This is a genomic window from Pseudaminobacter soli (ex Li et al. 2025), assembly GCF_029892515.1.
In the GTDB taxonomy this organism is placed as follows: domain Bacteria; phylum Pseudomonadota; class Alphaproteobacteria; order Rhizobiales; family Rhizobiaceae; genus Pseudaminobacter; species Pseudaminobacter soli_A.
Genome location: NZ_JARXVF010000003.1, coordinates 632,880 through 655,006 on the forward strand (window position 1 = coordinate 632,880; position 22,127 = coordinate 655,006).

Annotated in this window: 21 protein-coding genes; 12 read left to right on the forward strand and 9 right to left on the reverse strand. The window is 62.1% G+C overall.

Annotation, left to right across the window (positions count from 1 at the left end; translation table 11 throughout):
- Positions 1-356 precede the first annotated feature (356 nt).
- Positions 357-1,091 carry a rhomboid family intramembrane serine protease gene (locus tag M2281_RS17465; protein WP_280822442.1) on the forward strand — a complete coding sequence of 245 codons (735 nt, stop codon included), beginning with the start codon at positions 357-359 and terminating at the stop codon, positions 1,089-1,091.
- A 125-nt stretch (positions 1,092-1,216) separates the two neighbouring features.
- Positions 1,217-1,648, forward strand: a complete 432-nt coding sequence (locus M2281_RS17470; RefSeq protein ID WP_280822443.1) for a CBS domain-containing protein — start codon at positions 1,217-1,219, stop codon at positions 1,646-1,648.
- A gap of 57 nt (positions 1,649-1,705) precedes the next feature.
- On the opposite strand, the gene M2281_RS17475 is transcribed toward M2281_RS17470, so the two are convergent.
- Entirely contained in the window at positions 1,706-1,963 is a 258-nt protein-coding gene (locus M2281_RS17475) for a YjhX family toxin (protein ID WP_280822444.1), read from the reverse strand.
- Between the two features lie 311 nt (positions 1,964-2,274).
- On the opposite strand from M2281_RS17475, the gene gatB reads away from it, so the two are divergent.
- The 3 genes from gatB to M2281_RS17490 are packed head-to-tail and all read left to right on the forward strand — an operon-like array spanning position 2,275 to position 4,733.
- A complete protein-coding gene (gene gatB / locus M2281_RS17480) occupies positions 2,275-3,777 on the forward strand; it encodes an Asp-tRNA(Asn)/Glu-tRNA(Gln) amidotransferase subunit GatB (RefSeq protein WP_280822445.1) in 1,503 nt (500 codons plus the stop codon).
- A gap of 1 nt (position 3,778) precedes the next feature.
- Positions 3,779-4,261, forward strand: coding sequence for a GNAT family N-acetyltransferase (locus M2281_RS17485; RefSeq protein WP_280822446.1), 483 nt, complete (start codon positions 3,779-3,781; stop codon positions 4,259-4,261).
- Positions 4,262-4,265: 4 nt separating this feature from the next.
- Entirely contained in the window at positions 4,266-4,733 is a 468-nt protein-coding gene (locus tag M2281_RS17490) for a GNAT family N-acetyltransferase (RefSeq protein ID WP_280822447.1), read from the forward strand.
- Here the strand turns inward: M2281_RS17490 and M2281_RS17495 are convergent.
- Positions 4,723-5,199, reverse strand: coding sequence for a hypothetical protein (locus M2281_RS17495; protein ID WP_280822448.1), 477 nt, complete (start codon positions 5,197-5,199; stop codon positions 4,723-4,725). The two genes, M2281_RS17490 and M2281_RS17495, sit on opposite strands and share 11 nt — an antisense overlap.
- A gap of 149 nt (positions 5,200-5,348) precedes the next feature.
- On the opposite strand from M2281_RS17495, the gene M2281_RS17500 reads away from it, so the two are divergent.
- The 3 genes from M2281_RS17500 to M2281_RS17510 all read left to right on the forward strand — a co-directional run bounded on the left by M2281_RS17500 (position 5,349) and on the right by M2281_RS17510 (position 6,718).
- A complete protein-coding gene (locus M2281_RS17500; protein ID WP_280822449.1) occupies positions 5,349-5,747 on the forward strand; it encodes an NADH:ubiquinone oxidoreductase subunit NDUFA12 in 399 nt (132 codons plus the stop codon).
- A gap of 122 nt (positions 5,748-5,869) precedes the next feature.
- Positions 5,870-6,313: a DUF2155 domain-containing protein gene (locus M2281_RS17505; protein WP_280822450.1), complete on the forward strand. Its 444-nt coding sequence runs from the start codon at positions 5,870-5,872 to the stop codon at positions 6,311-6,313.
- 210 nt (positions 6,314-6,523) lie between these two features.
- A complete protein-coding gene (locus M2281_RS17510; protein WP_280822451.1) occupies positions 6,524-6,718 on the forward strand; it encodes a hypothetical protein in 195 nt (64 codons plus the stop codon).
- A 19-nt stretch (positions 6,719-6,737) separates the two neighbouring features.
- On the opposite strand, the gene aat is transcribed toward M2281_RS17510, so the two are convergent.
- From aat to M2281_RS17540, 6 genes are all read right to left on the reverse strand, one after another.
- The gene (gene aat / locus M2281_RS17515) at positions 6,738-7,352 is read right to left on the reverse strand and encodes a leucyl/phenylalanyl-tRNA--protein transferase (RefSeq protein WP_280822452.1); all 615 of its coding nucleotides are present in this window, start codon (positions 7,350-7,352) and stop codon (positions 6,738-6,740) included.
- Between the two features lie 113 nt (positions 7,353-7,465).
- Positions 7,466-8,809 carry an acetyl-CoA carboxylase biotin carboxylase subunit gene (gene accC / locus M2281_RS17520; RefSeq protein WP_280822453.1) on the reverse strand — a complete coding sequence of 448 codons (1,344 nt, stop codon included), beginning with the start codon at positions 8,807-8,809 and terminating at the stop codon, positions 7,466-7,468.
- Between the two features lie 7 nt (positions 8,810-8,816).
- Positions 8,817-9,287, reverse strand: coding sequence for an acetyl-CoA carboxylase biotin carboxyl carrier protein (gene accB / locus M2281_RS17525; RefSeq protein WP_280822454.1), 471 nt, complete (start codon positions 9,285-9,287; stop codon positions 8,817-8,819).
- Between the two features lie 30 nt (positions 9,288-9,317).
- Positions 9,318-9,752, reverse strand: coding sequence for a type II 3-dehydroquinate dehydratase (aroQ, locus tag M2281_RS17530; protein ID WP_280822455.1), 435 nt, complete (start codon positions 9,750-9,752; stop codon positions 9,318-9,320).
- Between the two features lie 144 nt (positions 9,753-9,896).
- Positions 9,897-10,715, reverse strand: coding sequence for a DsbA family protein (locus M2281_RS17535; RefSeq protein WP_280822456.1), 819 nt, complete (start codon positions 10,713-10,715; stop codon positions 9,897-9,899).
- Between the two features lie 155 nt (positions 10,716-10,870).
- Positions 10,871-12,274 carry a M48 family metalloprotease gene (locus M2281_RS17540; protein ID WP_280822457.1) on the reverse strand — a complete coding sequence of 468 codons (1,404 nt, stop codon included), beginning with the start codon at positions 12,272-12,274 and terminating at the stop codon, positions 10,871-10,873.
- A gap of 137 nt (positions 12,275-12,411) precedes the next feature.
- On the opposite strand from M2281_RS17540, the gene M2281_RS17545 reads away from it, so the two are divergent.
- Entirely contained in the window at positions 12,412-13,560 is a 1,149-nt protein-coding gene (locus tag M2281_RS17545) for a pyridoxal phosphate-dependent aminotransferase (RefSeq protein WP_280822458.1), read from the forward strand.
- Positions 13,561-13,574: 14 nt separating this feature from the next.
- The gene (locus tag M2281_RS17550; RefSeq protein ID WP_280822459.1) at positions 13,575-14,504 is read left to right on the forward strand and encodes a glutaminase; all 930 of its coding nucleotides are present in this window, start codon (positions 13,575-13,577) and stop codon (positions 14,502-14,504) included.
- A gap of 100 nt (positions 14,505-14,604) precedes the next feature.
- Here the strand turns inward: M2281_RS17550 and M2281_RS17555 are convergent, their stop codons facing one another.
- The gene (locus M2281_RS17555) at positions 14,605-17,508 is read right to left on the reverse strand and encodes an Rne/Rng family ribonuclease (RefSeq protein ID WP_280822460.1); all 2,904 of its coding nucleotides are present in this window, start codon (positions 17,506-17,508) and stop codon (positions 14,605-14,607) included.
- Between the two features lie 651 nt (positions 17,509-18,159).
- Between M2281_RS17555 and M2281_RS17560 the strand changes: the two genes are divergently transcribed.
- Complete coding sequence (locus M2281_RS17560) at positions 18,160-19,383, forward strand: N-acetylmuramoyl-L-alanine amidase (protein ID WP_280822461.1); 1,224 nt, start codon at positions 18,160-18,162, stop codon at positions 19,381-19,383.
- 204 nt (positions 19,384-19,587) lie between these two features.
- Positions 19,588-22,047, forward strand: a complete 2,460-nt coding sequence (locus M2281_RS17565) for a penicillin-binding protein 1A (protein ID WP_280822462.1) — start codon at positions 19,588-19,590, stop codon at positions 22,045-22,047.
- The last annotated feature ends 80 nt before the right edge of the window (positions 22,048-22,127 follow it).

Consider the following 22,127-nt stretch of genomic DNA (forward strand, 5'->3'; position numbering starts at 1 on the left):
CTGCTCCGCTCCGCGCGATCTGTCGTCCTGTGTGTTCCATCGGCGAACAGAAAGGCGTTGTTCGATGGCCTACATGCGTGGCGAAGCAGGTGCCGTGCCAGTCCCGTTATCAGATGGTTAACCGTTCCGGGATGTTAAGGTTAACAAATGGTTTATGTTGCGGGGTGTGTGGGCGTGTGACACGGTAAAACTATGCAGCACCGATTGCTCCGGCGATCGACAGCACTTCAGTCAAGAGATCTAGGGAGAGCTGGGGGGCTCGACCAGCCGTCCAAGGGTGACCTTGGACGGCTTTTCTTTGTGATTCGTGTTTCGTTGCTCTAAGGCTGTCGGCAGACTCATATCTGGTAGCGAGCATGAACGAGACGAATCCGGAAGAACGCGGCGACGAAAGAACGGCTGGGCGCCAAGGACGCGAACCAGTGTTCAACCTGCCTGGCAGCGTAATTCTCGCCATCGCGCTGTGCGTCGGCATTCATCTGATCCGCGCCTATCTGCTGACGCCCGATCAGGATCTGGCGCTGCTGATACGCACGGCCTTCATTCCGATCCGCTACTCGGGACAGTACGACTTCGACCTCTACGCCTATACGAGCCCAATCACCTATTCCTTGCTGCATGGCAGTTTCACCCACCTTTTCGTCAACATGGTGTGGCTCGCGGCCTTTGGCTCGCCATTGGCCAATCGCCTGGGTGGCTTCCGGTTTTCCTTGTTCTGGATCGTGTCGGCGGTTGCTGCTGCCGGGCTGCACTACAGCCTGCATTCGATGGACCAGGCCCCGCTGGTCGGTGCTTCGGGCGCCATCGCCGGCATGATGGGAGCCGCCGCCCGTTTCGGCTTCATCATAGACCGCTCTTCCGGGCGCGCAGCCTTTTCGGGCGCGCCGCTGCCCATTTCCGTGGTCCTGCGCTCGCGCACGGTGATGACCTTCCTGATCGTCTGGCTGGTCGTCAACTTCGTCACCGGCATCGTCGGCTTCGCGCCTGGCGTTTCCGACCGCATCGCCTGGGAGGCGCATGTCGGTGGTTTCCTGATCGGCTTCTTCGGTATTCAGTTTTTCGACCGTCGAAGCGATCGGCTCGCTGCCTGACCCAGCCTGCCAGTCACCCGGAGCGATGCATCGGGCTTGAAATAGAGGGCGCCTAAGAGCACCATGCCTACCTTACGGAGCGTAAGCCCGTTGGCTTGCTCCGGCATATGCCAAAGGAGGCGCCCATGACGGTGAAGTCGATTCTCGACACCAAGGGACACGACGTCGTCACGTTCGGACCCAACGAGAAACTGGCGGACGCGATCAAGCTCCTGGTCGAACACAGGATCGGCGCGCTGGTAGTCACCAATGGCGACCGCAAGATCGTCGGCATTCTCTCCGAACGCGACGTGGTCCGCGTCCTTGCCAAGGATGGTGCTGCGGCGCTGGAGCAGCCGGTGCGCGCGGTGATGACGCCGAAGGTGAACATCTGCAACGAAAGCCATACGGTCAACGAGATCATGGAAATCATGACGCGTGGCCGTTTCCGTCACCTGCCGGTGGAGAAGGACGGTCGGCTGGACGGCATCATTTCGATCGGCGACGTGGTCAAGCGCAGGATAGAGGATGTCGAACGCGAAGCCGAGGAGATCAAGGCCTATATCGCGACCGCCTGACCCTTCGGAAGACGTCCGCCGACCCGAAAGCCGGGCCGGCGAAGCCAGTATCAGAAATTATCTGTTGTTCTGCTCGGCGCGGACCAACCGCAGCCCGTGGCGGGTTATGCGGTAGGGGCCGCCATTGGAAGAAGCGATAGCCTTCTTCCGCTTCAGCTTGCGAAACATGTCGAGATCGAAGTCCGTGTAGGCCCAACCCTCACGGGTGAGGCACCATATCTGCTCGATCTGCTTGTTTTCGTCCTTTTCGAGTTCGATACGCCCGCCTTGCGCGAGCAGATGGAGGATGCGCTGTTCGCCGCGCGAAATATTCATCTTCGGAAAATCCCGGAAAACCTGGCCTGGCGGCCAATACAGAAGGTCGCGCCCGCAACAGGTGCGGCGCGGCTGCTCTAGGTTTTCTCGCCCTGCCTTCGTGAGAAGGTCAGGGCCTTAACGGGACTCAGAGGATGTAGACATCAAGGCTCCATAGGACGGGGACCCTATAGCGTGATCGCCAGCGCGGCGCCAGCACCGGCTTTGTGCTTGTCTCGCAGCCCGGTTTGCACTAGCGAAGCGGATAACGATTTGTACGCGACAGGATATCAAACGTATCCTGGCTCATCGACAACGACGACAGGCCGGACATGACCATCATCGACACCCGCACGCCAGACCCGAAACGCCTGATCCCCGGCGCCACCGGCGATTGGGAAGTGATCATCGGCCTGGAAGTTCATGCGCAGGTGACGTCGAACGCCAAGCTGTTCTCCGGCGCTTCGACTTCCTTCGGCGCAGCACCCAACGCCAATGTCAGCCTGGTCGACGCGGCCATGCCGGGCATGCTGCCGGTCATCAACGAGGAATGCGTCAAGCAGGCGATCCGCACCGGCCTGGGCCTCAAGGCGCAGATCAATCTCAAGTCGGTTTTCGACCGGAAGAACTATTTCTATCCGGACCTGCCGCAGGGCTACCAGATCTCCCAGTTCAAGCAGCCCATCGTCGGCGAGGGTAAGATCATCATCTCGGTCGGCCCGGACAAGAAGGGCGAGTTCGAGGACATCGAGGTCGGCATCGAGCGCCTGCACCTGGAGCAGGACGCCGGCAAGTCGATCCACGACCAGCATCCGACCATGTCCTATGTCGACCTCAACCGCTCCGGCGTGGCGCTGATGGAGATCGTGTCCAAGCCGGATATGCGCTCCTCGGACGAGGCGAAGGCATACGTCACCAAGCTGCGGACCATCGTGCGCTATCTGGGCACCTGCGACGGCAACATGGACGAAGGCTCCATGCGCGCCGACGTGAACGTGTCGGTGCGCCGTCCGGGCGGCGAATTCGGCACGCGCTGCGAGATCAAGAACGTCAACTCGATCCGCTTCGTCGGCCAGGCCATCGAATATGAGGCGCGCCGCCAGATCGCGATCCTGGAAGACGGCGGCTCGATCGATCAGGAAACGCGCCTGTTCGACCCCAACAAGGGCGAGACTCGCTCCATGCGCTCCAAGGAAGAGGCGCACGACTATCGCTATTTCCCCGATCCGGACCTGCTGCCGCTCGAATTCGACCAGGCCTATGTCGATGCGCTGGCGGCAGATCTGCCGGAACTGCCGGACGACAAGAAGAATCGTCTGATCGATGCACTCGGCCTGTCGGCTTACGATGCGTCGATCCTCGTCTCGGAAAAGGCCATTGCCGACTATTTCGAGAAGGTGGCCGCAGGGCGCGACGGCAAGGCTGCAGCCAACTGGGTCATCAACGATCTGCTGGGCGCCTTGAACAAGGCCGGCGGAGACATTGAAAACGCTCCGGTTTCGCCAGAGCAGCTCGGCGCCATCATCGACCTCATCAAGGAAGGTACGATTTCCGGCAAGATCGCCAAGGATCTGTTCGAGATCGTCTGGAACGAGGGCGGGGACCCGCGCGAGCTGGTCGAAAGCCGAGGCATGAAGCAGGTTACCGACACCGGCGCCATCGAGAAGGCCGTGGAAGAGGTGATCGCCGCCAACCCTGACAAGGCCGAGCAGGCCCGCGCAAAGCCCACCATGGCGGGCTGGTTCGTCGGCCAGGTCATGAAGGCGACCGGCGGCAAGGCCAACCCGCAGGCGGTCAACGACCTGGTGAAGGCCAAGCTCGGGATCGTCGAGTAGGATGTTCGTCCGCACAGCCAGTGAACGCGACCTGGCAGCCGTTCGCGAGCTGCTGGTCGAGACATGGCATGCGACCTATGACGACCTCTACGGCCGGCAACGGGTGACCGAGATCACCGACGAGTGGCACTCGATCCCGTTGCTGAGGGCCAATCTGGAGCAGCCACGCTCCGAATTCCTCGTCGCCGACGACGGCAAGACGCTCGGCGGCGTCGCCTATGCGACTGCAAGCGATGACGGCAAGACCGTCATGCTCAAGCGCCTCTATGTGCGGCCGGCGTTCCAACGCTCAGGCATCGGCAGGGCGCTTCTTGCGGAAATCGAAGAATCGTTCCCCGAGGCGAACACGGTTCGCCTGGAGGTCGCGGTGGACAACCATCCCGCCGTGGCCTTTTATCGCGCCAACGGGTTTGTCATCTCCGCGTCGCCGGAGACGGATACCAAGGGCCATTCCGTCTACAACTGCGAGAAGCGTATAGGGTAACTCCATGAATGCGACCACGGATATGGTCATTCGGCCTGCCGAGCGCGCTGACGTTCCCGCCATCGCGGCGCTCTTTGCCGCCGACCCGCTCGGCGGCCATGGCGATACGTCCGATGCGGCGGCGCGGCCGCTTTACGAGGCGGCATTCGATCGCATCGCCGAGAGCCCGAACGACGCGCTGTATGTCGCCGAGCTTGGCGGCGAGGTGGCTGGCACATTCCAGACCACCATCATCGTGAGCTTGACCGGGCGCGGTGCGGCGACGATGCGCATTGAGGCCGTGCAGACGCGAGGAGACCTTCGCGGCCGCGGTATCGGCGAGCGCATGATCCGATTCGCCATCGACAGGGCCAGAGAGGCAGGTGCCGCCAACGTGCATCTCACTTCCAACCTGACGCGCATCGATGCACATCGCTTCTACAAGCGACTCGGCTTCGACCAGAGCCACGCCGGCTTCAAGCTCAAGCTCTAGCGGCTTCTTCGGCAGCAAGCCGCCTGATGTAGACCGCGAATTGCGGGTCTTCGCCCGGCAGCAATTGGGGCAACGCGTTGCGAAAATCTTCGCGCCGGCACCATTCCCGCATGAAATCCTCCCATGAGGCCCAGTGACGGGCCTTGCGCGGAAGCATCTGTTCCTCATAGGCCACCATATAGGCGCGCTCGAAGAGCGCCACGAGAATGGCGAACAGCGTAACCATCCGCTCCGTCTGTTCCTCGTTCAGATCGGGCGTGGCGTGCTTGGATTGTAGCTTGAGGTCCGGGTGCTCGAGCGTCAGCTTCAGGAAGTCCGTATAGCCGTCGGCCAGCATCTGATGGATTTCTTCCTCTTCGTTGGCGCGCGCCTTGCGCTGCTCATAGGCGAAGATGAAGATTGCGAGCGGCACGCCGACGATGACGGAGATGGAACTAAGGAGCTCGACAATTGGCTTGAATTCCATCTCGACCTCGCGCGCCTTCGCCGGACAAGTGTAGCGCATGGGACTTGAGTGGTACAAATATCCCACCAGTGGTACCAAACTCTTGCCATTGGGGCCCGTGGGCGCCATAAGGCATCCAGTTGTTCGACGCGCTTGCCGCGAGGAATCCGATGAAGAAATTCTTCCTGCAGTTTTTTACCTGGTGGAACGGGCAGACGCTGGGAACCCGTTTCCACACCTGGCGCCGTGGCACCGAAGTGGGCCGCGACGAGCAGGGCAACATCTACTACGAGGGCGGCACCGATTCGGAAGGCCGCACGCGTCGCTGGGTGATCTATAACGGCCTGGCCGATGCATCGCGCATTCCTGCCGGCTGGCACGGCTGGCTGCATCATCGCGTCGACACGCCTCCTTCCCGCGAGAATTACAAGCCGCGCGAATGGCAGAAGCCGCATCAGCCCAACCTGACCGGAACGGCCGCCGCCTATCGCCCGAAGGGCTCTGTCTTGGGTACCGGCCACCGCCCGCAGGTTACCGGCGACTACGACGCCTGGACGCCGGGCTCGTGAGCAACATCCCGGCGGGGTGTTTTCTCGCCACATTTCACGGTTAACTGCTGGTTGACCGTGAAGGGGCGAGTCACCCTTCCGGACGAGACTGCACTCAAGAGCGCAACACCGGTATTTTCCGTATGACGATTTTTGGCCGATTTTCGCTGAGCAAACGGGTTGGAACCGTCTGGGCGGCGTCGGCCGTCTTGGCCTCAGCGCTGATGGGGCCGGCGCATGCGGAACGCATCGCCAATCCGGTGGCCGAATTTGCCGGCATCGACAAGATCACCGGCCGCATCACCACTTTCGACGTCTATATCGACGAGACGGTCCAATTCGGCGCGCTGCAGGTGACGCCGCGCGTCTGCTACTCGCGCAAGGACGAGGAAGAGCCGCGAACCGATTCCTTCGTCGAGGTTGACGAGATCACGCTCGACCGCAAGATCCGCCGCATCTTCACCGGCTGGATGTTCGCTGAAAGCCCGGGCCTCAATGCCGTCGAGCACGCCATCTATGACGTGTGGCTGAAGGGCTGCAAGGATAAGTCTGACGTACCGGCGCCGGAAACCTCCAAGAGCAACTGATACCGCTTCGGCGGCCTGATTCCTGAAATAGCTGGGCGGGTATTCACGCCCGCAAGAGCGGCCATTCGTGCGTCTGCCGGCGCCAAGCATATGACGTTTTTATACGTTCGCCTCCGGACCTGTCTCGAAACCAAATCCCGGGATCTCTAGCTTTTTGGTGCGCGCAGATCGCTGACCGAGCGGTCGCGCTCGAACCAAAGGAAGAGACCCATGGTCCATAGATATCCCTTCAGCATGCTTCCCGGGCAGCCTCGCCATGCTTCGAAGGTTGCGGGGCCCAGGCCGCCGGCAAGGGATTGCAGGACGCTCTTCGGCGCTACCGAGCGCTTCATGTTCACGAGGCTGTTTCTGGTGACGGCGCTGCTGCTTGCGGCCCTTGCGCTCGTCACCAAATTCCCGGCCTGACAGTGCTGGAACGCGGCGTTCAGGCGAACTGCGCGTCGCCCTTCAAACCTTCCTCAAGCAATCTCTCATATTTGGCGCGGGGCACGTCTACCGCGCCGAAGCGCTTCAGATGCTCGGTCGTGAACTGCGTGTCCAGAAGCGCGAACCCACGCTGGTTGAGCCGCTCGACCAGATGGACGAGACAGACCTTCGAGGAATCGGTTTCCCGCGAAAACATGCTCTCGCCGAAGAAGACGCGACCCAGGCTGACTCCATAGAGACCGCCTACGAGGCGGCCCTCATGCCAAGCCTCCACCGAGTGGCAATGGCCGAGCTCGAACAGGCGAATATAGGCTTCGCGGATCGGTGCGTTGATCCAGGTGGTCTCGCGCTCGGCGCAAAATTCGGCGCAGCCGTCGATGACACCTGCGAAATCCGTATCGAAGCGCACGTCGAAGCGATGCTGGCGCATCGTCTTGCGCAAGCTCTTCGGAACGTGGAATTCATCTAACGGGATGATGCCGCGCGTTTCCGGCCGAACCCAGAAGACCTCCGGGTCGTTCGCGCTTTCAGCCATCGGGAACACGCCCGAGGCGTAGGCCTTCAAGAGAAGGTCAGGAGGGATACGATATCCCGGCGCGTAGGGACGGGTCATTGCCGCGTCTCCAACGCTACGGCGCCCATTTGGGCGCCGTTAAAAAATTCTGGCCTGTCGGTCTTGTGCATATTCGTAACCCGCACGATCCGCCGCCCGGGAACGATTATAGCCTATTCCGTCGCGGCGAGGTGCTTCTCCAGCCAATGAATATCGTAATCGCCATTGGCGATGTCGATATTGCCGACGAGATCCCGGAACAGCGGCAGCGTAGTGTTGACGCCATCGACCACGAATTCGTCCAATGCACGGCGCAGACGCATCATGCATTCGACGCGGTTGCGGCCATGCACGATGAGCTTGCCGATTAGGCTGTCGTAATAGGGCGGGATCTTGTAGCCCGAATAGACGCCCGAATCGACGCGAATGCCGAGGCCGCCCGGCGTATGGAAATGCGTGATCGTGCCGGGCGAGGGCACGAAGGTGCGCGGATCCTCGGCGTTGATGCGGCATTCGATGGCATGGCCCTGGAAGCGCACGTCCTCCTGCCTGACCGACAGGCCGCCGCCGGAAGCGACACGAATCTGCTCGTGCACCAGATCGATGCCGGTTATCGCCTCGGTGATCGTATGTTCCACCTGGAGACGCGTGTTCATCTCGATGAAGTAGAACTCGCCGTCCTCATACAGGAACTCGATCGTGCCGGCACCCGAATAGCCAAGATCGGCCACGGCCTTGGCGCAGATCTCGCCGATGCGGTTGCGCTCTTCCTCGTTGAGGGCAGGTGAAAAGGCTTCTTCCCAAACCTTCTGGTGGCGGCGCTGCAGCGAGCAATCGCGCTCGCCCAGATGGATGCCCTTGCCGGCGCCATCGCCGAAAATCTGCACTTCGATGTGGCGCGGCTTCTGGAGGTACTTTTCGATGTAGACGGCATCGTCGCCAAAGGCGGCGCCAGCTTCGCTGCGGGCCGTCTGAAGGGCGGTAACGACGTCTTCTTCGTTGCGCGCCACCTTCATGCCGCGGCCGCCGCCGCCGGCAGACGCCTTGATGATGACCGGATAGCCGATCTCGGCGGCGATGCGCTTGGCTTCCTTTTCGTCGGTCACGGCGCCGTCGGAACCTGGCACGACCGGAATGCCCAGGCGCTTGGCGGTGCGCTTGGCCTCGATCTTGTCACCCATGATGCGGATGTGATCGCCCGAAGGGCCGATGAAGGTGATGTTGTGCGCTGCCAGAATGTCGGCGAACTTGGCGTTTTCGGCCAGGAAGCCGTAGCCAGGATGCACGGCATCGGCACCGGTGATCTCGCAGGCCGCGACGATCTGGTGAATGTTCAGGTAGCTGTCGCGCGACGGCGGCGGGCCGATGCAGACGCTTTCGTCGGCCAGGCGCACATGCATCGCATTGGCGTCGGCAGTCGAGTGCACGACGACGGTCTTGATGCCAAGTTCCTTGGCCGCGCGGAGGATTCGAAGGGCGATTTCGCCTCGATTGGCGATGAGTATCTTCTGGAACATCCCGGACCTATTCGATGACGACCAGCGGCATGCCGTATTCTACCGGCTGAGCGTCCTCGACCAAAATGGCCTTGACCGTACCGGCGCGCGGCGACGGGATCTGGTTCATGGTCTTCATGGCTTCGATGATCAGCAGCGTCTGGCCTTCCTTGACCGTCTGGCCGACCTCGATGAAGGGAGCGGCGTCGGGAGCGGCGGCCAGATAGGCGGTGCCGACCATGGGCGAGGGCACTGCGTTCTTGGAGAGATCGGCTGCGGGCGCAGATGCGGCCGGAGCGGCCGCGGCCGGTGCGGCAGAGGCGGGCAGGGCGACCGGAGCGGGCGCGGCAAAGGCAGCATGAACCGCGGCCACGTTGCGCGAAACGCGCAGCTTCAGATCGCCGTATTCGACTTCGATTTCTGTCAGATTGGTGTCGTTCAGGATGCCCGCGAGGTCGCGGATCAATTGCTGGTCAACACCGGTCTTCTTTATCGACATTTTTGAGCCTTCTCTATCTGGTCCGCCCGCTCACAGGCGGTCGGCGAGCGCCTTGAGCGCCAGTGTGTAGCCAAGTGGGCCAAAGCCGCAGATCATCCCGACCGCGACTGGCGCGATCATGGAGACGTGACGGAACTGCTCACGGGCATGGATGTTTGAAAGATGCACTTCCACCACCGGCAGCGGCGAGACCGCGCGGATGGCGTCGTGAATGGCGATGGATGTATGCGTATAGGCGCCGGCATTGATGACGATACCGGCCGCCTTGTCCCCTGCTTCCTGGATCCAGTCGACCAGGTCGCCTTCATGGTTTGATTGGCGAAACTCGATGGCAAGCCCGAGCTCGTCGCCGGCCTTTCGGCAATCGTCCTCGATGGCCGACAAGGTCTTGCCGCCATAGATGCCGGGTTCGCGTTTGCCCAGCGCGTTGAGATTGGGGCCGTTTAAAACGTAGACCGTTTTCAAAATATAGACCTTTCTCCGCGCCGGTCGCCAACCGGAGCGCCGCAACTTCTATAATTGGCTTGATCGGCTGCGAAAAGAGCGCAGGGACCTTCTTGTCCACAAGCGCGCTGTTTTTGAGACAATATCCGCCGGAATCCGCTGAAATCAGCAGCCGGTATCGAGGCACTTCTTGGCAGCGGAGATCTTTTCGGCCAGCGCGTCCTTTCCGAGCGCGCCGAAAACGACCTCATTGCCGACCACGTAGGACGGGGTGCCGCTGATCGCCAGCTTGTTGGCAAGGTCATAGGTCTTGGAGAACGCTTCCACGATTGCGGGGTTCTTCATCTCCTGGCGCAGCTTCGCCTCGTCGACGCCAAGCGACAGGGCGATCTTGATCGCGCTATCCTCGCTCGCACGTCCCTGGCCGCCCAGCAGCTGGTTGTGGAACTCGCCATACTTTTCCGGTTCAAGCGCGCGGAAGGCCATCGAGACGACATGCGCCTTCTGCGAGTCGGGCCCGAGGATCGGGAACTCCTTGAGCACAAAGCGCAGGTCGGGATCGGAGGCGGTCAGCGCCTGCATGTCATGCTGGGCGCGCTTGCAGTAGCCGCAATTGTAATCGTAGAACTCGACGATCGTCACCTTGCCATTGGGATTGCCGACAACGCCGTCATAGGCGGAGTTGAAAATCTGAGCCTTGTCTTCCTCGATCGTCTCGCGATGGGCAACGCGCTGCGCTGCCTCCCGCTTCTGTTCCAGCGAGTTTTGGACGTCGACCAGGATCTCCGGGTTGTCGAGCAGGTAGTCGCGCACGATGGATTCGACGGCCTTGCGGTCGAGCTGTGCGTCCGCGGTCTGAACGCTGGCGGCCTGTGCAGACGAACCGACAACTGCCGTCTCATGACGGCCCGACATGAAACCGAAAGCCAGCATCGCAAATGAAACCGCGATGGCGGTCGTGCCCAACAGAATTGCCTTGTTCATCTGATTCCCGTCCTTGCGTTTGTTGCCTGCCGCCCGATTATCTAGGGCATGGGAGAGCGCATGTCGCTCTTGCATATCAGGACTTTGGCCTCGTCGAGGCGAAATGGCCGTGCATCACAGAAAATTCACTGCCGCCGCCGGCGGGCGCCTTCGTATCACCCGTCGTTGTTCTTCAAGCCCTTGCGCGAGGTGATGATGTCCTGCGCGCGCACCCAGCCCGGCGAGCCGGCTTTGAACTTCTGCTGCGCACGCATTGCGAAGATCTGGGCGTCCTTGTAGGCGCCGTTGTAGTAATGACCTTCGGCTGTCGCCAGTTCGGCCTCAGCGATGTCGCCGAGTTGCCCATAGGCCTGCGCCAGATAGCGGTAGCCTGCGGAATTCTCGCGATCGATGTCGAGCCCTTCGCGAATATGGGTGATTGCCTTCTTCGCGGATTCGGGCGTGCCGATCGCCAGCAGGGCCTGGCCGTAGGAGATCGGCAAAATACCCGATCTTGCCGGATCGAGCTGAACGGCCTTGGCGTAGGCCTCGGCCGCCTTGGCAGGCTGATTTGCCTTCATCAGCGCGTCGCCGCGTAACTCGTAGAAATAGGGGTTCTTCGGCTGCTGCTTGAGCAAGGCGTCGACCTTGGTCACCGCAGCACGCGGGTCGCCGTAGAGATAGGTGTTCATCGCGTCGCCATACTGAGCGCCAAGCCCCCGCGGGTCCTTGCGGAACATACGCGAGATGGCGCCCTGTCCATCGGTGAACACGGCGATCTTGGCGCGCATCATGTCGTGGCGCAGCTGCAGTGCCGGCGGGTCCTTGCGGTCGTAATTCGGGCTGTTGACGGCCAGCTGTTCGAGATTGGCGATGCGGTCCTGCGGCGTCGGGTGGCTGATCTGATACGGGTCGATCTTCGCGCCCGACAGTGACAACGCGCTCTGGAAGCGCCGGAAGGTGATCAGCATGCCCTTGGCGGACTGGCCGGTCTTTTCGAGATAGGTGATTGCCGAGCGGTCGGCCGTGGTTTCTTCCGTGCGCTGGTAGCCGAGCAGGCCGCGCCGGGCCACTTCGTTGCCGGCCATGGCAATGCCGCCGCCGACCTGCCCGAGTCCGCCCGAATTGGTGGCAGCACCGGCAACCATGGCACCTGCGCCGAGCAGGGTCGCCACGATCGCCATGGTTTGGGCGCGCGCCAGCTGTTCGCGCAGGCGCTGCTGGTGGCCGCCCGCTATGTGGCCTGCCTCGTGCGCAATCACGCCGATGATCTCGTTCGGCGTTTCCGCCTGCATCAGGGCGCCCGTGTTGACGAACATGCGCTGCCCCGCCACAAAGGCGTTGAAGCTGGGGTCGTTGACCAGGATAATGTCGATATTGGACCTTAGCCCGGCAGCCTTGAAGATCGGCCGGGCATAGTCGCGCAGCAGCGCCTCGATCTCCGCGTCGCGCACGACGGGAAGCCGGCTTTGCGCAAATGCGCTCACCGAGGTTGAAACCGAGAGGGCTGCCGCCAGTGAAATCTTGGCGAGCGAACGAGCCGACTTTGAAACCAACGAAGAAAGAGATCGTGTCTGCATGGTGAAAACCACTGGTAGACGAGCAAACGAGCAATGAAAAGCTAGGTCGACAAACTTCGTGAACTTGTGGTCGCCACACCAATCGGGCATTTGTGCGGCGCGGGCCGTGCGGTCCACAGAAGAAGTTGGATGGAATAATGGTAGTTTCGCTTTCGAAGCGCGGTGATGTCGAGCCGTTTCATGCGATGGACGTTCTTGCCGAAGCAAATCGGCTGAAGGCAACCGGCGTCTCGGTGGTCTCGATGGCGGTCGGCCAGCCGTCCGACCCGGCGCCGACGCCGGTGCGCGTGGCGGCCGCGCGTGCCCTGCGCGACGGGCGGATCGGATACACCGACGCGCTCGGCACGACCGCCCTGCGGCAGGCGATCGCGGCGCACTATGCGGAGCACTACGGGGTCGAGGTTTCGCCGGCGCGCATCGCCGTCACCACGGGCTCGTCCGCGGCCTTCAATCTTGCCTTCCTTGCCATGTTCGATCCGGGGGACCGCGTTGCCATCGCCGCACCCGGCTATCCGGCCTACCGGAACATCATGATCGCGCTTGGGCTCGACGTTGCCGAAATCGAACTGGACGGCGCGGCCTATCTGACCGCCGATCATCTGGAGGCGGCGCATCGACAAAAGCCCCTCAAGGGCGTCCTGTTTGCCAGCCCCGCTAACCCAACCGGCGCGATCATCCCGCAGAAGGAGCTGGCCGAGCTGGTCGCGAAGGCGGAAAGCCTCGGCATTTCAGTGATTTCCGACGAGATCTATCATCGGCTCGCCTATTCCGGCCCAGACGTCACCGCGCTTTCCCTGGGGCAGGGCGTGACGGTCATCAACTCCTTCTCGAAGTACTATTGCATGACCGGCTGGCGCATCGGCTGGATGGTGCTGCCGGAAGAGCTGGTGCGGCCCATCGAGCGCATCCAGCAGAGCCTCTATATTTCCGCGCCCGAGCTTTCCCAGGTCGCGGCAATCGAGGCATTTTCGGCAACGGCAGAGCTCGAGGTCGTGAAAGCGCGCTATGCGTGGAACAGAGAGCTTCTGATGCGTCGGCTGCCCGAGCTCGGCTTTGCGCTTGCCGCCCCCATGGATGGCGCCTTCTATGCGTTCTGCGATGTGTCGCGCCTGACCAACGACAGCATGGAGTTCGCTCGCCGGATGCTTGCGGAGGCCCATGTCGCCGGCACGCCGGGACGCGACTTCGACACGCTTGCCGGCCACCGCTTCATGCGGCTCTCCTATGCCGGCAGCCAGGATGAGATGGTCGAGGCCTTGGCGCGCATCGAGCGCTGGCTGAAGTAGACGAGGGGGCATTCGTGGCGGAACTGGAAGATGTGCTGCCGGCGCTCGCAAGCGAAATGGCGGCGCGCACCGACAGAGGCGAAGTGGCCAACTACATCCCGCAACTGGGCAACGTCGATCCGCAGCGATTCGGCATTGCGGTTGCGTTGAACGATGGGCGGGTGATCACGGCCGGAGACGCCGACGAAGCCTTCTCGATCCAGAGCATCTCCAAGATCTTCACGCTGACGCTGGCGCTAGGCACGGTCGGAGACGGACTGTGGCGGCGCGTCGGGCGCGAGCCTTCCGGCAACCCGTTCAACTCCATCGTCCAGCTGGAGCGCGAGCTCGGCATTCCGCGCAATCCATTCATCAATGCCGGCGCGATCGTGGTGACGGACGTGCTGCTTGCCGGCCACCAGCCGCGCGAGGCGATCGGTGAGATCCTGCGCTTCATCCAGTTCCTGGCCGACGACGAAAGCATCGTCATCGACAGGGATGTCGCCGCATCGGAACAGACGACAGGCTACCGCAATGTGGCGCTTGCCAACTACATGCGGGCTTTCGGCAATCTCCAGCATCAGCCCGAACTGTCGCTCGGTGTCTACTTCCACCATTGCGCCATCGCCATGAACTGCCGGCAGCTGGCGCTGTCCGGACGCTTTTTGGCGCATGAGGGGCGCAATCCCGCGACGGGGCATACAGTGGTTTCGCCCGAGAGGGCGCGGCGCATCCTGGCACTGATGCTCACCTGCGGCCACTATGACGGTTCGGGCGACTTTGCCTTCCGCGTCGGCATTCCCGGCAAGAGCGGCGTTGGCGGTGGCATCATCGGCATTGTCCCGGGCGTGGCATCGATTGCCGTGTGGTCGCCGGGTCTGAACGAGAATGGCAACTCGAAGCTCGGCTCCATTGCAATGGAGAAGCTGGCGAAGGCCATGAACTGGTCGATCTTCGCGCCCTGAGGCGCGGCGCCACCCGAAACCAACTTCCGGCAAACAAGAAAAATCCCGCGACACCAATGGTGCGCGGGATTTTTTCATTCAGGCTTTATTGGCGCCAGGCTCAGAAGAAGCTCTTGCGCTGCCACCAGCCCGTCTTCTTGGGCTTTTCCTCGACTTCCGGCTGCGGCTCTTCGGCCGGAGCAGGCTGATCGTTCACTGGTGCTGCGGTTTCTTCCGCAACCGGAGCCTCGGCGGGCGCCTCAGGCGCGACCTCGGCGGCCTCCGGAGCAGGAGCCGGCTCGGCAGCGGCCTTGCGGCGCGGTGCCCTCGGCTTCTTGGCCGGCTTTTCCTCGGCCGGCGCCTCGGTTGCTTCCGTCGCGGCCGCTTCGGTTACAGCTGGCGCTTCTTCAGCGGCAGCCTTCTTCGAGCGCGTGGTGCGACGCGTGGTCTTCTTCGGCTTCTCGGCCGGAGCCTCCTCAGCGGTTGCAGCCTCGACCGCCGCCGGCTCTTCGGCCGCAGGTTCGAGTGCCGCTTCCTCGCTCACCGCCTCGACGACGGCAGAAGCTTCGACTTCCTCGCCTTCCGCGGCCTCAGCCTCGACAGCCTCATCAGCATGTCCTGCCTCGCCCTCTTCCTTGCGGTTGCGGCGGCCGCCCCGCTTGCCGCGGCGGCGCTTCTTGCGGTCGGCATCATCGGCGCTCGCGGCAACAGCTGCCACGCCGGCCTCTTCAGGCTCGCCGGCTTCCTCTTCCTCGCCTTCAACCGCCTCGGCGACGGTCTCGGCTTCGGCTGGAGCACCATGCTCGCGGTCGCGGCCACGACGCCGCCGGCGCTTGCGGCGCTTGCGGTCGCGGTGGTCTTCTTCCTCGTGCTTTTCGGCACGAGCGGGCTGTTCGGCGTGGACCTCTTCGGCCTCCTCTTCCTCGACGACCTCTTCCTCTTCGATCTCCTCAGGCTCGATGTAGGAAGCGGACGGCAGGACGGGCTGCGGGGTGACCGGCTTTTCGACCACAGCGCCGCGCGAAATCGCGTAGTGCTGCGAGCCGACCGACTCGTCAGGCTCGAGCGAGATGGTCAGGCCGAAGCGCTGTTCCAGCTCCACCAGAGTGCTGCGCTTGTGGTTCAGCACGTAGAAGGCCGTGGCCCCCGGCGTGCGGACCGTGATGTGATGGCGCGAATCCTTGAGCAGGAACTCTTCGATCGCACGGATCACGAGCAAGGCCACCGACGAATCGGAGCGGATATGGCCGGTGCCACCGCAGTGCGGGCAGGGCTTCATGGTCGATTCGAGCACGCTGGCGCGGATGCGCTGGCGCGACATCTCCATGAGGCCGAAATGCGAGATCCGGCCGACCTGGATGCGGGCGCGGTCGTTCTTCAGGCAATCCTTGAGCTTCTTTTCGACCGCACGGTTGTTGCGGTTCTCCTCCATGTCGATGAAGTCGATGACGATCAGGCCCGCGAGGTCGCGCAGTCGCAACTGACGCGCCACTTCCTCGGCTGCTTCCAGATTGGTCTGGAGCGCAGTGTCCTCGATCGAATGCTCCTTGGTGGAGCGACCGGAGTTGACGTCGATCGCAACCAGCGCCTCGGTCTGGTTGATGATGATGTAGCCGCCCGACTTCAGCGTCACCTGCGGCTGCAGCATGCGGTCGAGCTGGGCTTCGATGCCGTTGCGGGCAAAGATCGGCGTGGTGTCGCGATAGGGCTGAACCACCTTGGCGTGGCTCGGCATCAGCATCCGCATGAAGTCTTTGGCTTCGCGGTAGCCTTCCTCGCCAGCAACAAGGATTTCGTCGATATCCTTGTTGTAGAGATCGCGCACGGAACGCTTGATCAGGCTGCCTTCCTCGTAGACGAGGGCAGGGGCCACCGACTGCATGGTCAGGCTGCGGACATTTTCCCACATCCGCATCAGATATTCGTAGTCGCGCTTGATCTCGGCCTTGGTGCGGCTTTCGCCGGCGGTACGCAGGATCACGCCCATGCCCTGCGGCACTTCGAGCTCCTGCACCACTTCCTTCAGGCGCTTGCGGTCCTGCGCATTGGTGATCTTGCGTGAGATGCCGCCGCCGCGCGCGGTGTTGGGCATCAGAACGGAATAGCGGCCGGCGAGCGACAGGTAGGTCGTCAGCGCAGCGCCCTTGTTGCCGCGCTCTTCCTTGACCACCTGCACCAGCAGGATCTGGCGGCGCTTGATGACTTCCTGGATCTTGTACTGGCGGCGCATCGGCTTGCGACGGGTGCGCGCCTCTTCCATCGCGTCCTCGGCGCCGACGATCTCGATGCCGTGGTCGTCGTCATGTGCGCCGGCGATTTCCTCGACAACGCCGCGATGCTCGTTCTCGGAAGGTGCGGATTCTTCGTCCGAAGCCGGGACCGGTTCGGAGATGACGTCGGCATCTACCGTTGCGGCGATGCTGGAAGAACCCGAATCTTCGGTGCCGTCTTCCGCGGATTCGCCACCCTCGACCTCAGCGACCGGTTCAGCATGCGAGCCATGCTCATCGTCGCCGGAGACCTCGTCGCCTGCGTGATCGTCATGCTCGCCTTCGGCTACTGCCGCGGCTTCTTCGTCGGAGGCTTCAGCGGCGTGGCGCGACTCGTCACCATTGCGGCTGCGATTGCGTCCGCCGCGACGGCGCTTGCGGCCACGGCCGCGATCATGGCGTTCTTCGCCATTGCTTTCGGCGTTTCCGTTTCCGTTTCCGTTCGCGTCGTCGTCCTCGTCCTCGTGCTCCTCCGCCTCGGCGCGCAACAGCGCCTGACGATCGGCTACCGGGATCTGGTAGTAATCGGGATGGATTTCACTGAAGGCGAGGAAGCCGTGACGGTTTCCGCCATATTCGACAAAAGCAGCCTGGAGGGAGGGCTCTACACGCGTTACGCGAGCGAGATAGATATTTCCTTTGAGCTGCTTCTTGTCCTGGGATTCAAAATCAAATTCTTCGATACGGTTACCGCGAACTACGACAACCCGTGTTTCCTCCGGGTGGGAGGCATCTACTAACATCTTGTTGGGCATTATCTTGTGTCCTGCCGGCCGCCGCCAACCGGTTCATCGGCAGCGAAACGCGCTGCCACATGCTGGGGGAAAGAGGCGTACCGGACGCTTGAAAGTCCGCCGGCCGATGTCGTAGCGCGATGAACGAACCGCCCGCTGCCACATTGGCGCGGTCATTTGCGGGTCGTCCCAGGATTGCGCTTGAAATCATCGGTACCCTTGCGGAACCACTTTGAACCAAAGCCCGGAAAACCGGACCAGCTATTTTTGCTCCTACCGAGCCGGCGCGGAATTGTGTTCCGGCCGTTTTCCACACGCCAAGGGACCCGTAACTCAGGGACTCCTTTGCGAAATCCTTCGCGACCATCTCAAACCGTCGAATCGCCGCCGCGATTGGTGCTGTTTTCGTCGCTTGACCGAATATGGAAGCTGCGCCGTCACAGTTCCAGGCATTGCGATGGTCTACTGTCGCTTTTATGATTTGCCGGGGTGCAACGCAACCCTGAATTCTGTTGTCGGCAAAGGCAGTTGCGTCTTGTTGTGAGTCGCCGGGTAGCCTGAAAAGGCTTGGTTAACCTTGTTTCGATACCAATCGTTAAGCTGAGTTTGGGCCTGTGCAGTCGCGCGGAAATTCGGCGCGACAATCGCAGATAAGGTATTTCAACGGTGGAAATGAGACTTGCTGACGTCGGGCGGAGGGTCCTTTCCAATTTCTCCCTCCTGTTCCTTCTGATTGTCGGCCTGGCCGCCGTCGCCATGACTGCCGCTTCCGCCGCACCGCTCGAGATGACGAGCTACAAGATGGCGGGCGATGCGGTGCGCATGCGCGTGGTGATGAATTTCGACCGCGAGCCCGAGCCCAAATGGCTGCTCCTGCGCGGGCCGCACCGGCTGGTGATCGATCTTCCCGGTGCAAAGTTCTCGATCGACACCAAGGACCTGAAGGCGCACGGTCTCATCAAGAGTGTCCGTTATGGCCAGGTCGGGGAGGGCGTTTCTCGCGTTGTCCTGACCACCAAGGGGCCGTTCACGGTCGAGAAGCTCGATATTCTGAAGAACGAAGACGCGCCGGGCTACCGGGTCGTTGCCGACATCATTGCTGCGTCGGAGCGGCAGTTCGAGGAAGCGCTCGCCGTTCAGGCGCAGACGACCGCATCGACCGCGACGCCCAAGACCGATCGTCTCGAAGAGAACCACCCGCAAAAACGTTTCACCGTGGTGATCGATCCCGGCCATGGCGGCATCGATGGTGGCGCCGAGGGGCTGAACGGCACGATCGAAAAGTCCATCACCCTGGCTTTCGCCCTGGAGTTGAAGGCCAAGCTCGCGGAAATCGGCAGCTACGACGTCTACATGACCCGCGACAAGGATGAGTTCCTGCGCCTTGACGACCGGGTGCGGATCGCGCGACAGCACGAGGCGGACCTGTTCATATCCATTCACGCCGACACCATCCGTCTAAAAGGTATCCGCGGCGCGACCGTCTATACCGTCTCGGAAAAGGCTTCTGACGCCGAAGCGCAGGCGCTTGCCGACCGCGAAAACCTGTCGGACAAGCTGGCCGGCATCGAGATCGAGGACGAGAACCACGAAGTCGCCGATATCCTCATCGACCTTATCCGGCGTGAAACGCATGGCTTCTCGATGAAATTCGCCCAGTCTGTGGTCGGCGAGCTGTCCAATTCGGTGGGGCTGATCAACAATCCGCATCGCTTTGCGGGCTTTCGGGTGCTGAAAGCCCCGGACGTGCCCTCGGTGCTCATCGAGCTCGGCTATCTGTCGAACCCGGAGGACGAGGAGCAGTTGCGCGATCCGGATTGGCGCGGCAAGGCTGCTGACAGTATTTCCAAGGCGGTGGCCGGGTTCGCCGCATCCAAGACGGCCGTGGGCGGATAGTTCACTGCAACCTGCGTCGCCATGCTACGCTGCCATCACACTTTGCAGTTTAATTCTGGATATTTGGAACCAATAGGCGGGATTGCCGCATTTTACCCACATCGACGCGACATTGCTGCGCGCTAACGGATTGGGAATGACTGCCCGACTTGCAGTGGGCGCCGTTTTTGCAGAGGAATTCCCGAACCACGGACTGGAGCGGGCATGATTCGTCTTATCGGCTATTTCTTTGGCATCGGCACCATGCTGGCACTGCTCGTGGCGGCGGGCGCTGCGCTGTATATCGGCCACGTAACGAAGGATCTGCCTGACTACGAGGTTCTGGCCAAGTACGAGCCGCCGGTGACCACCAGGATCCATGCTGCCGATGGCGCGCTGATGGGCGAGTACGCGCGAGAGCGCCGCCTGTTCCTACCGATTCAGGCTATCCCCGATCGCCTCAAGGCCGCTTTCCTGTCTGCCGAAGACAAGAACTTCTACAACCACCCTGGTGTCGACGTGACGGGTTTGGGCCGCGCGGTCCTGGTCAATCTGCAGAATTTCGGCTCGGGCCGCCGCCAGGTGGGTGCGTCGACCATCACCCAGCAGGTGGCCAAGAACTTCCTGCTGACCGCCGACCAGACCTATGAGCGCAAGATCAAGGAAATGATCCTGGCCTTCCGCATCGAGCAGGCCTATTCGAAGGACCGCATCCTCGAACTCTACATGAACGAGATTTTCTTCGGCATGGGCGCCTATGGCGTTGGTGGCGCGGCGCTGACCTATTTCAACAAGTCGGTCAGCGAACTGACCATAGCCGAGTGCGCCTATCTGGCGTCGTTGCCGAAGGGCCCGTCCAACTATCATCCGTTCCGCCACGCCGAGCGCGCGATCGAGCGCCGCAACTGGGTGATCGACCAGATGGTCGAGAACGGATACGTGTCCCGCGACGAGGGCAACAAGGCCAAGACGCAGCCGCTTGGCGTTACGCCGCGCCGCGCCGGCGACTATGTGTTCGCCGGCCAGTATTTCAGCGAGGAAGTGCGCCGCGAGATCATTTCGCGCTATGGCGAGAATGCCCTTTACGAGGGCGGGCTTTCGGTGCGCACCACGCTTGATCCGAAACTTCAGCGCCTCGCACGCAAGGCCATGCAGCACGGCCTGGTCAAGTTTGACACCCTGCGCGGCTATCGCGGCCCGGTGACCCACATCGATATTTCCGGCGACTGGGGTGTGAAGCTCGGTGAGGTCAAGGGCCTCGACGATGTCCCCGAATGGCGGCTGGCCGTCGTTCTCGAAAGCGGCAATTCCGGTATTGCGATTGGGCTCCAGCCCGACCGGCAGGCCTCGGGCGCGCTGGTCGCAGACCGGGAGAAGGGCACCATCGGCAAGGAAGACATGAGCTTTGCCATGCGCCATGTCGTCGACGGCAAGCGCCTAAAGGCAAACTCGGTGGCCGATGTTCTCAAGCCCGGTGACGTCATCTTCGTCGAGAAGAAGGAAGGCTCCGACAGCGCCTACATACTGCGGCAGCCGCCGGAAGTTTCCGGTGGCCTGGTGGCCATGGACCCGCATACCGGCCGCGTTCTGGCCATGGTCGGCGGCTTCTCCTATTCGCAGTCGGAGTTCAACCGCGCCACTCAGGCATTCCGCCAGCCTGGTTCTTCGTTCAAGCCGATCGTCTATTCGGCTGCGCTCGACAACGGCTATACGCCGGCGTCGGTGATCATGGACGGTCCGATCACGATCCACATCGGCAACACCACGTGGACGCCGAAGAACTATGACGGCAACGGCGCCGGCCCCTCGACGCTGCGCGCCGGCATCGAGCGCTCGCGCAACCTGATGACCGTTCGTCTGGCCAACGACATGGGCATGAAGCTGGTCGCCGAATATGCCGAGCGCTTCGGCGTCTACGACAGGATGCCCCAGCATTTGGCCATGTCGCTCGGTTCGGGCGAAACCACGGTCATGCGCATGGTGTCGGCCTATTCGGTGATGGCCAATGGCGGCCGCCAGATCAAGCCGTCGCTGATCGACCGCATTCAGGACCGTTACGGCAAGACCGTCTACAAGCATGACGAGCGCGGCTGCGAAGGCTGCGATGTGGCGGAATGGGACAAGCAGTCCGAGCCGGAGCTGGTCGACAATTCCGAGCAGGTGCTCGACCCGATGACGGCCTACCAGATTACCTCGATGATGGAAGGCGTGGTCATCCGCGGCACCGCCACCACGCTCAGGGAACTCGGCCGCCCGATCGCCGGCAAGACCGGTACCACCAATGACGAGAAGGACGCCTGGTTCATCGGCTACACACCGAACATGGTTGTCGGCCTCTATATGGGGTACGACAAGCCGCAGTCTCTCGGCAAGGGCGCCACGGGTGGCGGTCTGGCAGCGCCGGTCTTCAAGGAATTCATGGGCGACGCCATGAAGGGCGTGCCGCCGGTCGAATTCAAGGTGCCGGACGGCATGAAGCTCATCGCGATCAACCGCAAGACCGGCATGCAGGCCAATGCTGGCGAGCCGGATACCATCATGGAAGCCTTCAAGCCCGGTACTGGCCCGGCCGACAGCTACTGGGTCATCGGCATGGGCGAGGACGGCTCCAATGGTTCGGGCGAGGCGCTTTCGCCCAGGGCCAACCAGGCCATCACCGACGGTGTTGGCGGCGGCCTGTACTGAGCCAACTTCTTTGAGTATGGGCCGGAACGTATCCGGCCCATTTTGCTTTACAGGGCCGGGGCGCCTGCCTATGGTCCGCG